The sequence below is a fragment of the Streptomyces sp. NPDC058326 genome (assembly GCF_042879855.1).
Classification (GTDB): Bacteria; Actinomycetota; Actinomycetes; order Streptomycetales; family Streptomycetaceae; genus Streptomyces.
Genome location: NZ_JBHVZO010000019.1, coordinates 24129 through 36705, shown reverse-complemented (window position 1 = coordinate 36705; position 12577 = coordinate 24129). Strand labels below are relative to the sequence as shown.

Annotated in this window: 11 protein-coding genes; 6 read left to right on the top strand and 5 right to left on the bottom strand. The window is 71.9% G+C overall.

From position 1 onward, the window contains the following. Positions 1-35 precede the first annotated feature (35 nt). Positions 36-995: a heme A synthase gene (locus tag ACFVYX_RS28540; protein WP_389684365.1), complete on the top strand. Its 960-nt coding sequence runs from the start codon at positions 36-38 to the stop codon at positions 993-995. A gap of 33 nt (positions 996-1028) precedes the next feature. Here ACFVYX_RS28540 and ACFVYX_RS28535 read toward each other — a convergent pair whose 3' ends face one another. The 3 genes from ACFVYX_RS28535 to ACFVYX_RS28525 form a co-directional block, all read right to left on the bottom strand. After that, positions 1029-2123, bottom strand: coding sequence for an amidohydrolase family protein (locus ACFVYX_RS28535; RefSeq protein WP_389684364.1), 1095 nt, complete (start codon positions 2121-2123; stop codon positions 1029-1031). Positions 2124-2198: 75 nt separating this feature from the next. Continuing rightward, positions 2199-2519 (bottom strand): hypothetical protein, encoded by a 321-nt coding sequence (locus ACFVYX_RS28530; protein WP_389684363.1) that lies wholly within the window; start codon positions 2517-2519, stop codon positions 2199-2201. 125 nt (positions 2520-2644) lie between these two features. Then, positions 2645-3592 (bottom strand): heme o synthase, encoded by a 948-nt coding sequence (locus tag ACFVYX_RS28525; RefSeq protein ID WP_389684362.1) that lies wholly within the window; start codon positions 3590-3592, stop codon positions 2645-2647. 313 nt (positions 3593-3905) lie between these two features. Here ACFVYX_RS28525 and tkt point away from each other — a divergent pair, with 313 nt between their 5' ends. Genes tkt through pgl form a run of 5 tightly spaced genes read left to right on the top strand, consistent with a single transcriptional unit; the run spans position 3906 to position 10503 of the window. Further along, a complete protein-coding gene (gene tkt, locus ACFVYX_RS28520) occupies positions 3906-5993 on the top strand; it encodes a transketolase (protein ID WP_389684361.1) in 2088 nt (695 codons plus the stop codon). 37 nt (positions 5994-6030) lie between these two features. Further along, positions 6031-7149 carry a transaldolase gene (tal, locus tag ACFVYX_RS28515; RefSeq protein WP_389684360.1) on the top strand — a complete coding sequence of 373 codons (1119 nt, stop codon included), beginning with the start codon at positions 6031-6033 and terminating at the stop codon, positions 7147-7149. Between the two features lie 5 nt (positions 7150-7154). Beyond that, on the top strand, positions 7155-8687 hold the full coding sequence (gene zwf, locus ACFVYX_RS28510) for a glucose-6-phosphate dehydrogenase (RefSeq protein ID WP_389684359.1): 1533 nt from the start codon (positions 7155-7157) through the stop codon (positions 8685-8687). Then, on the top strand, positions 8684-9730 hold the full coding sequence (opcA, locus tag ACFVYX_RS28505; RefSeq protein ID WP_389684358.1) for a glucose-6-phosphate dehydrogenase assembly protein OpcA: 1047 nt from the start codon (positions 8684-8686) through the stop codon (positions 9728-9730). Before zwf ends, opcA begins: the two co-directional genes overlap by 4 nt. Next, positions 9727-10503 (top strand): 6-phosphogluconolactonase, encoded by a 777-nt coding sequence (gene pgl, locus ACFVYX_RS28500; RefSeq protein WP_389684357.1) that lies wholly within the window; start codon positions 9727-9729, stop codon positions 10501-10503. Before opcA ends, pgl begins: the two co-directional genes overlap by 4 nt. Positions 10504-10525: 22 nt before the next feature. Here pgl and ACFVYX_RS28495 read toward each other — a convergent pair whose 3' ends face one another. Both ACFVYX_RS28495 and ACFVYX_RS28490 read right to left on the bottom strand, forming a co-directional pair. After that, positions 10526-12079 (bottom strand): PH domain-containing protein, encoded by a 1554-nt coding sequence (locus ACFVYX_RS28495; RefSeq protein ID WP_389684356.1) that lies wholly within the window; start codon positions 12077-12079, stop codon positions 10526-10528. Next, entirely contained in the window at positions 12076-12576 is a 501-nt protein-coding gene (locus ACFVYX_RS28490; RefSeq protein ID WP_389684355.1) for a PH domain-containing protein, read from the bottom strand. The genes ACFVYX_RS28495 and ACFVYX_RS28490 overlap by 4 nt, the downstream gene beginning before the upstream one ends. Between the last annotated feature and the right edge of the window lies 1 nt (position 12577).

Below are 12577 nucleotides of genomic sequence, written 5' to 3'. Positions count from 1 at the left end.
AAAGCGCGCACAAGCGCCGCCCTACGATAGGGCCCGTGCTGACCCCCCTCGCCTCCATCGCCAGGCGCTGGACCCCGTCCCCCAGGACGCTCCGGCGCGCCGCGCTCTCCGCCGTCGTGATGAGCGTCCTCATCATCGTCACGGGTGGCGCGGTACGGCTGACCGGTTCCGGTCTCGGCTGCGACACCTGGCCCAAGTGCACCGACGACAGCCTGATCGTGACGCCCGAGCAGGGCTACCGCGGCCTGATCGAGTTCGGCAACCGGATGCTGACGTACGTCCTGTCGGCGGCCGTCGGCTGGGCGATCATCGCCGCCCGGTCCACCAAGCCGTGGCGCCGGAACCTGACCCGCTGGGCCTGGGCGCAGTTCTGGATCGTGATGAGCAACGCCGTGCTCGGCGGCATCACGGTGTGGATGGGCCTCAACCCGTGGACGGTGGCCGGCCACTTCCTCGCCGCGAACGCCCTGCTGACGGTCGCGGTCATCACCTGGCACCGGACCGCCGAGGGCGACACCGCCCCGCGCCCCCGTGTGCCGCGCCCGGTGCGGAAGCTGTCCTGGGCGGTCTCGATCGCCTCAGCTCTGCTGATCGCGCTCGGCACGACGGTGACCGGTGCGGGCAAGCACGCCGGTGACAGCAGTGAGGTCCCGCGCATGCCGTGGGACTGGACAGACGCCGCCCACCTCCACGCCATCGCCGCCTGGGTCGTCTGCGCCCTGGCGCTCGCGATGTGGCTGGTCCTGCGTGTGGTCGACGCCCCGGTCGACACCCGGGCGCGCGCCCGCGACCTGCTGATCGTGCTGCTCGCCCAGGGCGGGATCGGCTACGTCCAGTACTTCACCGGCGTCCCCGAGCTGCTCGTCGCGGTCCATATGCTCGGCTCCTCGCTGATGTGGATCGCGGTGCTGCGGCTCGCCCTGAGCATGCGCGAGCGCCCCGCGCCCACCGCCGCCATCCCGGCCCAGGCGGAGCCGGAGCCTGCGAGGGCCTGACCTTCCGGTCCGACAGGCCCGGACCGCCCGGGTCTACCGGCTCCCCGCGAGCCGGTAGACCCGGCGCGCGTTGTCCCCCGCGATCATCGTGGCGACCCGCTGCGCGTCCGTACGGGACCAGGCGCCGTCCATGACCCACTCGCCGAGCACCCGGGTGAGCGCGGTGCGGAAGACGCTCGCGGCGACCACATGCAGCTCGGGCAGCCCGTGGGCGCCGCTGGAGAACAGCAGCTTGCCGAACGGAGCCCGCTCCAGGACCTCGGCGAGAACGGCCGCCGCCCGCGCCCCCGTGTGCGCGAGAACGGGGCCCAGGTCCGCGTACACATGGGGGTGGACGCCGCTCAGCCGCGCGGCGGCGCGGTGGTACGGGTAGGAGTGCAGCAGCACCAGGTCGGCGCCGAGGCCCGCGGTGGCGGCGGCGAAACCGGCGACCGCGGCCGGGTCCCCGGTGTGCAGTTGGAGGGGTCGGCCGGCGGTGACCGCGATCCAGAGCAGGTGCCGCAGCAGGACGGGGTCGGTGAGCCGGCCGCCGGCCGGACGTCCGGTGAGCCAGCGCCCCGCCGCCCCGCGCACCTCCCCGGGACCCGGCGGCTCCGGCGCGTACGCGAGCCCCTGACGTACGCCTGCCGCGGAGGCGAAGGCCACGGCGCCGGCGGCGGCCCCGTGGACGGCCTCGGCGAGGTTGGCGAGGAAGCCCTCGACGGTGCCGGAGGTGTCGGCGACCTGTTCGGCGAGGGGTTCGAGGCGGACGATCTCGTGGGCCTCGGCCGCCCCCGCGGCGGCCAGCTCGGCGGGCCCCGTCAGATCGCCGGGGAGCCCGGTGTCGACCAGGTAGGTGGCGATCCCGGAGGCGCGGAGCAGCCGGCGGCCCGCCTCGTCGACGCCCAGCTCGCGGCGGCGGGCGAGATACCGGGCGGGCGGGCAGTGCGGCTCGAGACCGAGGAGCGGCGGGCACCAGCGGCGCACGGCGAAGCCGGTCTGGGTGTCGAAGAAGGTGGTGCCCGCGGCGGGCAGCGCGGAGCTCCCGCCGAGCTGGGCGCCGAGGTGGGCCTCGAAGGTGCCGAGGCCGAGCTCCGTACGGAGCACCCCGTGGCAGTACTGGTCCACCAGGCTCGGCGTGTCGATCATCTCGGGGGGCTCCCTGTGTGGACGTGTCGCGTCTCCACACGTCCTAACGGGTGAGCCCCGCGCGAGGTTGTTGCCTCAGCCGTTGGAGGGGCCGCCGATCTGGATACCGGCCATCCGGCTCCACTCGTACGGTCCGGTGGCGACCTTGGCGGCGATCTCGCCGTCGAACTCCTCGTGGAGGGTGAGACCGGCCTTCTCGGCGGCCTGCTGCGCGATCGCGTACGTCGGCGCGACGAGGTCGCCCCAGCCACCGTCCGTGCCGACGAGGACGATCCGGGTGCCCGCCTGGCCGATGTGCGCGAGGTGCCCCTCGGAGCCGCCGTGCTCCTTGGCGAAGGCCCGGATCTCCTTGGCGAGCTTGGCCGCCTTGCGCTCTTCGTGCTTCGTTTCTGCCATGACAGCGATGCTACCGACGCGTAGATCGAGTGACGACGGCCGGGCCACGTGGCCTATCCCACGTGACCCGGCCGTCGACCGGAGCTGATCATCTGAGCGGAAACCGCTCGGCGCCCAAGAAACCGCTAGCGGAGGAAGGGATCCACCGCGACCGCCACGAAGAGCAGCGAGACATAGGTGATGGACCAGTGGAAGAGGCGCATCTCCTTGAGCTTCGCGCCCGTCGCGCCCGCCTTCGCGCGGTTCAGGAGCGCGTGCGCCTCCCAGAGCCACCAGCCGCCGGTGAGCAGCGCCACGGCCAGGTAGAACCAGCCCGTGTAGCCCAGCGGGGTGAGCAGCAGCGAGACGGCGACCATCACCCAGCTGTAGAGGACGATCTGCTTGGCGACGACCTTGTTGGAGGCGAGGACGGGCAGCATCGGCACGCCCGCGCGTGCGTAGTCGTCCTTCACCTTCATCGACAGCGGCCAGTAGTGCGGCGGCGTCCAGAAGAAGATGACGAGGAAGAGGATGACCGCGGCCCAGGACATCGAGTTCGTCACGGCCGACCAGCCGATGAGCACCGGAAGGCAGCCGGCGATGCCGCCCCAGACGATGTTCTGCGCGGTCCGTCGCTTCAGGATCATCGTGTAGACCACGACGTAGAAGAGGAGCGCGCCGAGCGAGAGGGCGGCGGACAGCCAGTTGACGAGCAGGCCGAACCAGAGCGTGGAGACCACGGCGAGGGCGAGGCCGAAGACCAGGCCCTCGCGGGGCGTCAGCACGCCGGTGACCAGCGGTCGCTGGGAGGTGCGGTCCATCAGCGCGTCGATGTCGCGGTCGATGTACATGTTCAGGGCGTTTGCGCCGCCCGCCGAGAGGTATCCGCCGAAGCAGGTGGCGAGCACCAGCCACAGGTCGGGCACGCCCTGCTCGGCGAGGAACATCACCGGGACGGTCGTGATGAGCAGCAGTTCGATGATCCGCGGCTTGGTCAGCGCCACGTATGCCTTGACGCGGGCCCCGAACGGCCGATGGCCCCCCGGGCTGGGAGTCAAGACGACCCCTGCGGGTCGGGACTCGACGGCCGTCACGCACACCCCTGACAGAGAAATTCCCAGCAAGCTCCCCGGATGAAAGCGGGGTGAAGCTTGCGCGTACCACGCCACTGTAGACGTTGCCCAGACACCGATCTTCGCGGGGGTGGGGTCGTGTTGAGGGGGTACGTCCCAAGGGGTGGACACGCCTCGGGAGGCGAACTCGCACGGGCGGCGGCAGTCTTGCTCTGTCCGCTCATTTGAGGGGCGCGCGCACGGAAAGAGGGACGTCCGGCGGGGGTAGGCTCGACACCGCCGGTACACCCTCAGTCACCGGCTTCAGACATGTGGAGAGGAGCCCTGACCCAGGGTGAGCACTAAGCCGACCACCACAGACCTCGAGTGGACCGAGTTGGACCAGCGGGCCGTCGACACCGCCCGCATCCTGGCCGCGGACGCCGTACAGAAGGTCGGCAACGGCCATCCCGGTACGGCGATGAGCCTGGCGCCCGCCGCGTACACCCTCTTCCAGAAGGTGATGCGGCACGACCCGGCCGACCCCGAGTGGGTCGGGCGCGACCGGTTCGTCCTCTCCGCCGGCCACTCGTCCCTGACCCTCTACACCCAGCTGTACCTGGGTGGCTTCGGGCTCGAGCTCGACGACCTGAAGGCCTTCCGCACCTGGGGCTCGAAGACCCCCGGGCACCCGGAGTACGGTCACACCGCCGCCGTCGAGACGACCACGGGCCCGCTGGGCCAGGGTGTCGCCAACGCCGTGGGCATGGCGATGGCCGCCCGCTACGAGCGCGGTCTGTTCGACCCGGAGGCCGCCACCGGCACCTCCCCGTTCGACCACCGCATCTACGCGATCGCCGGTGACGGCTGCCTCCAGGAGGGCATCTCCGCGGAGGCGTCCTCGCTCGCGGGCCACCAGAAGCTCGGCAACCTGATCCTGCTGTGGGACGACAACCACATCTCGATCGAGGGCGACACCGAGACGGCCGTGTCCGAGGACACGATGAAGCGGTACGAGGCGTACGGCTGGCACGTCCAGCGCGTCGAGCCGCAGGCCAACGGCGACCTGGACCCGGCCGCGCTGTACGCGGCGATCAAGGCCGCCGAGGCCGAGACCGAGCGTCCTTCGTTCATCGCGATGCGCTCGATCATCGCCTGGCCCGCGCCGAACGCGCAGAACACCGAGGCCGCGCACGGCTCGGCGCTCGGCGACGAGGAGATCGCGGCCACCAAGCGCGTCCTGGGCTTCGACCCGGAGCAGACCTTCGAGGTCTCCGACGAGGTCATCGCGCACACCCGCTCGCTCGGCGACCGGGGCCGTGAGGCCCGCGCCGCGTGGGAGAAGTCGCTCGCCGAGTGGCGTACGGCCAACCCGGAGCGCGCCGCCGAGTTCGACCGCATCCAGGCGAACGAGCTGCCGGCCGGCTGGGCCGAGAAGCTCCCGGTCTTCGAGCCGGGCAAGGGTGTCGCCACCCGTGCCGCCTCGGGCCAGGTCCTCAAGGCGCTCGGCGCGGTCATCCCGGAGCTGTGGGGCGGCTCGGCCGACCTCGCCGGCTCCAACAACACGACGATCGACAAGGACTCGTCGTTCCTGCCCGAGGGCAACCCGCTGCCGGAGGCCGACAAGTACGGCCGCACGATCCACTTCGGCATCCGCGAGCACTCCATGGCCGCGGAGATGAACGGCATCGCGCTGCACGGCAACACGCGCGTCTACGGCGGCACCTTCCTGGTGTTCTCCGACTACATGCGCAACGCGGTGCGTCTCTCCGCGCTGATGCACCTGCCCGTGACGTACGTCTGGACCCACGACTCGATCGGTCTCGGCGAGGACGGCCCGACGCACCAGCCGGTGGAGCACCTCGCCTCGCTGCGCGCGATCCCGGGTCTGAACGTGGTCCGGCCGGCCGACGCCAACGAGACGGCGATCGCCTGGCGCGAGATCATGCAGCGCCACACCAAGGTCTTCGGCAAGGGCGCCCCGCACGGCCTCGCGCTGACCCGCCAGGGTGTGCCGACGTACGCGCCGAACGAGGACACCGTCAAGGGCGGCTACGTGCTCTTCGACGCCGAGGGCGGCGAGCCGGAGGTCGTGCTGATCGCGACCGGCTCCGAGGTGCACCTGGCCGTCGAGGCCCGGGAGCAGCTCCAGGCCGCCGGTGTCCCGACCCGCGTGGTCTCGATGCCGTCCGTGGAGTGGTTCGAGGAGCAGGACCAGGCGTACAAGGACTCCGTCCTGCCGCCGTCGGTCAGGGCACGGGTCGCGGTCGAGGCCGGTATCGGTCTCACCTGGCACCGGTACGTCGGGGACGCCGGCCGGATCGTCTCGCTCGAGCACTTCGGTGCCTCGGCGGACGCGAAGGTCCTCTTCCGCGAGTTCGGGTTCACGCCGGAGGCGATCGTCGCCGCCGCGCGGGAATCGATCGACGCCGCCGCGCGCTGACGTCCATACGTACGACTTAATTGGAGATGCAACTCCCATGACAGACGCTCTCAAGCGCCTCTCCGACGAAGGCGTCGCGATCTGGCTCGACGACCTCTCGCGCCAGCGGATCACGTCCGGCAACCTGGCGGAGCTGATCGACCAGAGCCACGTGGTCGGTGTCACCACGAACCCGTCCATCTTCCAGAAGGCCATCTCGGAGGGCCACGGGTACGACCAGCAGCTGGCCGACCTCGCCGCCCGCAAGGTGACCGTCGAAGAGGCCATCCGCATGATCACGACGGCGGACGTCCGTGACGCCGCCGACATCCTGCGGCCGGTCTTCGACGCGACCGACGGCCAGGACGGCCGGGTCTCCATCGAGGTCGACCCCCGTCTCGCCCACGAGACGGCCGCCACCATCGCCGAGGCCAAGCAGCTGGCGTGGCTGGTGGACCGCCCCAACACGCTCATCAAGATCCCGGCCACCCAGGCGGGTCTGCCGGCGATCACCGAGGTCATCGGCCTCGGCATCAGCGTCAACGTCACGCTGATCTTCTCCCTGGAGCGCTACCGCGCGGTCATGGACGCCTACCTGGCGGGCCTGGAGAAGGCCAAGGAGCGCGGCCTGGACCTCTCGAAGATCCACTCGGTGGCCTCCTTCTTCGTGTCCCGCGTGGACTCGGAGATCGACAAGCGCCTGGACGGCATCGGCACCGACGAGGCCAAGGCCCTCAAGGGCAAGGCCGCCCTGGCCAACGCGCGCCTGGCGTACGAGGCGTTCGAGGAGGTCTTCTCCTCCGAGCGCTGGGCCGCCCTGGACAAGGCGCAGGCCAACAAGCAGCGTCCGCTGTGGGCCTCGACCGGCGTCAAGGACCCGGCGTACAAGGACACCCTGTACGTGGTGGACCTGGTCGCCCCCGGCACGGTCAACACCATGCCGGAAGGGACCCTGGAGGCCACCGCCGACCACGGCGAGGTCACCGGTGACACCGTGCGCGGCACGTACGACCAGTCGCGCGCCGAGCTGGCGGCCGTCGAGAAGCTGGGCATCAGCTACGACGACGTCGTGCAGCTCCTGGAGGACGAGGGCGTCGACAAGTTCGAGGCGTCCTGGAACGACCTGCTCAAGTCCACCGAGGCGGAGCTCGAGCGCCTCGCACCTTCGGAGGCGTAAGCACTTTGAGCGCAGTCCACGGAGCCAACCCGCTCCGTGACGCCGCAGACCGACGGCTCCCGCGCATCGCGGGGCCGTCGGGTCTGGTGATCTTCGGCGTCACGGGCGATTTGTCCCGTAAGAAGCTGATGCCTGCCGTCTACGACCTGGCCAACCGCGGCCTGCTGCCGCCGGGCTTCTCGCTCATCGGCTTCGCCCGCCGCGAGTGGGCGGACGAGGACTTCGCGCAGGAGGTCTACGAAGCCGTCAAGCAGCACGCGCGCACCCCCTTCCGCGAGGAGGTGTGGCAGCAGCTCATCCAGGGCATGCGGTTCGTCCAGGGCGACTTCGACGACGACGACGCCTTCGAGAAGCTGAAGTCCACCGTCGAGGAGCTGGACAAGGCGCAGGGCACCGGCGGCAACTTCGCCTTCTACCTGTCCGTGCCGCCGAAGTTCTTCCCGCTCGTCGTCCAGCAGCTCAAGAAGCACGGCCTGGCCGACCAGAAGGACGGTTCCTGGCGCCGCGCGGTCATCGAGAAGCCCTTCGGCCACGACCTGGTCTCCGCCAAGGAGCTCAACGAGGTCGTCCACGAGGTCTTCCCGCCCGAGGCGGTCTTCCGGATCGACCACTACCTCGGCAAGGAGACCGTCCAGAACATCCTGGCGCTCCGCTTCGCCAACACGCTCTTCGAGCCGATCTGGAACCGGTCGTACGTCGACCACGTGCAGATCACCATGGCCGAGGACATCGGCATCGGCGGCCGCGCCGGCTACTACGACGGCATCGGCGCCGCCCGTGACGTCATCCAGAACCACCTGCTCCAGCTGCTCGCGCTGACCGCGATGGAGGAGCCCGCCTCCTTCGACGCCGACGCGCTGGCCGCCGAGAAGACCAAGGTCCTCGGCGCGGTGAAGCTGCCCAAGGACCTGGGCGCGTCCACGGTCCGCGGCCAGTACGCGGCCGGGTGGCAGGGCGGCGCGAAGGCCGTCGGCTACCTCCAGGAAGACGGCATCGACCCCCAGTCGAAGACCGACACCTACGCGGCCGTCAAGCTGGAGATCGACAACCGCCGCTGGGCGGGCGTCCCCTTCTACCTCCGTACGGGCAAGCGTCTGGGCCGCCGCGTCACGGAGATCGCGGTCGTCCTCCAGCGCGCCCCGCACTCCCCCTTCGACCACACCGCGACCGAGGAGCTCGGCCGCAACGCCATCGTGATCCGGGTCCAGCCGGACGAGGGCGTCACGGTGCGGTTCGGCTCCAAGGTGCCCGGCACCCAGATGGAGATCCGGGACGTGTCGATGGACTTCGCGTACGGCGAGTCCTTCACGGAGTCCAGCCCGGAGGCGTACGAGCGGCTCATCCTCGACGTCCTGCTCGGCGACTCGAACCTCTTCCCGCGCGTCGAGGAGGTCGAGCTGTCCTGGAAGATCCTCGACCCGATCGAGCGGTTCTGGGACAGGCACGGCAAGCCCGCGCAGTACCAGTCCGGGACCTGGGGTCCCGTCGAGGCGGACGAGATGCTCGCACGAGACGGACGGAGCTGGCGCAGGCCATGAAGACCGACCTGACGGACACCACGTCCTCCAAGATCAACAAGGCGCTGGTGCTCGGGCGGCGGGCGATCGGCACGCCGGCCGTCGGCATGGTGCTCACCCTCGTCATCGTCACCGACGAGGAGAACGCCTACGACGCGCTGAAGGCCGCGAACGAGGCGTCCCGCGAGCACCCCTCGCGGACCCTCGTCGTCATCAAGCGGGTCTCGCGCTCCCCGCGGGACCGCGCCAAGGCACGGCTCGACGCCGAGGTCCGCCTCGGCGCCGACGCCAGCACCGGGGAGACGGTGGTGCTCCGGCTCTACGGCGAGGTCGGCGACCACGCCCAGTCGGTGGTGCTCCCGCTGCTCCTCCCGGACGCCCCCGTCGTCGTCTGGTGGCCGGTGAACGCGCCGACCGACCCGGCGAACGACCCGCTGGGCGCCCTCGCCCAGCGCCGGGTGACCGACACGTACGCCGCCGAGCAGCCCATCCACGAGCTGGCCGCGCGCGCGGACGCGTACACCCCGGGCGACACGGACCTCTCGTGGACCCGGATCACCCCGTGGCGTTCGATGCTCGCCGCCGCGCTCGACCAGGTCGTGTGCGAGGTGACCTCCGCCGAGGTGGAGGGCGAGGAGTTCAACCCGAGCGTCGAACTGCTCGCCATGTGGCTGGCGGAGCGACTGAAGATCCCGGTGCGCCGCTCGAAGTCGGCGGGCCCCGGTCTCACCTCCGTACGGATGCAGACGAGCTCGGGCCCGATCGTGCTCGACCGGCCGGACGGCTCGCTCGCGTCGCTCTGCATCCAGGGGCAGCCGGACCGTGCCGTGGCGCTCAAGCGCCGCGAGACGGCCGAGCTGATCGCCGAGGAGCTGCGCCGGCTCGACCCGGACGACACGTACGCGACGGCGCTCAAGTTCGGTCTCGAGCGTCTGGACGAGGAGGCGGCCGTCACCGCTCCCGAGCCGGAGGCCGAGGCGGCCGAGGCCGGTCCCGAGCCCGAGCCGGTGGCGAAGCCCACCGCGAAGAAGGCGCCGGCGGCCAAGAAGGCGGCGGCCAAGTGAGCACCCCTCAGCTGGTCGTCCACCGCGACAAGGAGCTGATGGCGCAGGCGGCCGCGGCCCGGCTGATCACCCGGATCGTCGACGCCCAGGCCACCCGCGGCTCCGCCTCGGTCGTGCTGACCGGCGGGCGCAACGGCAACGGCCTGCTCGCGGCGCTCGGTACGGCGCCCGCGCGGGACGCGATCGACTGGTCGCGGCTCGACCTGTGGTGGGGCGACGAGCGTTTCCTGCCGGAGGGCGACCCCGAGCGGAACGTCACCCAGGCCCGTGAGGCACTGCTCGACCGGGTGCCGCTCGACCCGGCCCGCGTGCACGCCATGCCGGCCTCGGACGGCCCGTACGGCAGTGATGTCGACGCCGCCGCCGCCGCGTACGCGACGGAGCTCGCGGCCGCCACGGGTGGCCGCGACGACGTGCCGGCCTTCGACGTCCTGATGCTGGGCGTCGGCCCTGACACCCATGTGGCCTCGCTCTTCCCCGAGCTGCCGGCGGTCCGCGAGACCGAGCGGACGGTGGTCGGCGTGCACGGCGCGCCCAAGCCGCCGCCGCTGCGGATCTCGCTGACGCTTCCGGCGATCCGGGCGGCGAAGGAGGTCTGGCTGCTCGCGGCCGGTGAGGACAAGGCGAAGGCGGCGGCCATCGCGCTGTCGGGCGCGGGCGAGGTGCAGGCCCCGGCGGCCGGTGCCTACGGCCGCTCGCGCACCTTGTGGTTGCTCGACGCGGCGGCGGCCTCGGAGCTGCCGCGGAGTCTGTATCCGCCGGCTTCGGCCTGACTCCCGCCCACTGAGGCCCGGTTCACCTTCTGGTGGGCCGGGCCTCCGGCGTGTGGACGGGCTCGAGGAAGGGCGCGAGGAGCCCCGGCACGGCGTCGGCGGCGAAGGCCAGGCCCTGGCTCTCCCCGGCGTCGAGGATGTCGTACGCGCCCGCCCCCGCGGCCGTCGTGGCGGTCAGCGTCAGGACGCCGGCGCGCCGCTGGAAGTACGACTGCTTCACGGTCCAGCCGATGACACCGGAGCGCTGGAGGGCGACCGTGGCGCGCCGGACCGTGCCCGAACGCGTCACGAGGTAGGCGCCGCTGACACCGTGTCCGAGAGCCCGGTACGCGTCGAGGGCGAACAGCACGGCGACCGGGACGAGGACGACCGCGCAGCCGGCCGCCACGTACAGCAGGACCGGGGTGAGGAGGAGCCCGAGGAGGGCGAGGACCGCGACGGGCCCGAGGACGCTCCACAGTGCCCAGCGCAGCCGCCGGGTGCGGGCAGCACGGGGGTGGGCGGCCAGGGGCGCCCCGGTGGGCGGCTCGGGCTCGCGCAGGACCTGGGCGGCGACCCGGTCGGCGACGGCCCGCTCCACGGCCGGCAACAGGTTCTTGAGGTCGCCGTGCTTGTCGCCGTCGTCCTTGACGAGGCCCGTGGCGACGGCGTCGAGGCGGGCGGCCCCGCACATCCGGACGCCCAGCGGCTCGACGCGTTCGATGCCGCGCAGCCTGCGCTCCTCGAGGGAGACCGAGCGGGCGGTGAGCAGACCGCGGGAGACCCGCAGGGTGCCTCCCGGGGCGCGCTCCAGGCGGTAGTTCCACCACATCTCGACCCAGAGGCCGAGGGCGCCGACGGCGCCGGCGACGGTGGCGAGGAGGACCAGGTCGAGGATCATCCAGGGGACGGAGACGTCCTGGAAGCGGTCCCCTATCCAGTCGATGACCTTCCCCTGGGCGCCGAACCACTCGCTGACCTGCATGACGGCGCCGGCCGCCGCGCCACCGAGCGCGGGGGCCAGGAAGGAGACGGGGGCGAAGCGGATCCAGCGCGGGTCGAGTACGGCCAGGGTGTCGTCGTGGTCCGGGTCCTCGGGGGTGGCGGCGGCGCGGGTGAGGAGTTCGTGGCGGAGCCGCTCGCCCTCCGCCCGGGTGACCAGGTCGAGTTCGAGGGTGGACTCGGTGCCGCCGGTGTGCTCGCCGGTACCGATGCGGACCTTGACGAGTCCGAGGACGCGATGGAGGGGATTGGCGGTGAGGTCGGCGCTGCGGATCCGCTCGCGGGCGAGCGAGCGGCGCTGGACGACGAGGAGTCCGGTGTGGAGTTCGACCCGCTCGGAGCCGACCCGGTAGCGGGTGCGGCGGAAGCGGACCGTCTCGGCGACGATGTCGACGGCGAGGGCGGCGGCGACGCCCGCGGCGACCCAGGCGAAGGCCTGCCACAGCGGTCGTGATCCGGCGAGGCCGAACGCGACGGGCAGCGCGGCTCCGGCGAGGACACCGGCGAAGAGGACGACGCGGACGAGGACCGTACGGGGATCGAGGAGCAGCCAGTCGGTGTCCCGGTCCGCCACGGCGTCCCGGTCCACGCTCATGTGGCGTCCCCCGGGGTGGCCTGGGTAATGACGGTCAGCCGCTCGGCGAGGCCGGCGGCCAGTTCGTGGTCGAGGCCCTCGATGCGGATCGCGCCCTTGGAGGAGGCGGTCGTCACGGTGACGGTGGCGAGCCGGAAGAACTGCTCAAGCGGGCCGCGTGAGGTGTCGACGGTCTGGATCCGGGACATCGGCGCGATGCGCCATTCCTGCCAGAAGGCCCCCGTACGGACGTAGACGGCGTCCGCGGTGACCTCCCAGCGGTGCACCCGGAACCACCAGGCGGGGAAGAACGCGGCGCAGGCGAGGCCCACGGCCGCCACGGTCCCGGCCGCGACGAGCAGCCAGAAACGGGCGGGGCCGATGAGGGCGCCGAGGACGCCGAGGACCACCACCGGTACGGCGGTGGTCGCCAGGAGCCGGCTCCGCCACCAGGTGACGGCCCGCTCGGCCACGGCGTTCCTGGGCGGCCGCAGCCGCACCGCGTTCTCCCCCGTCATG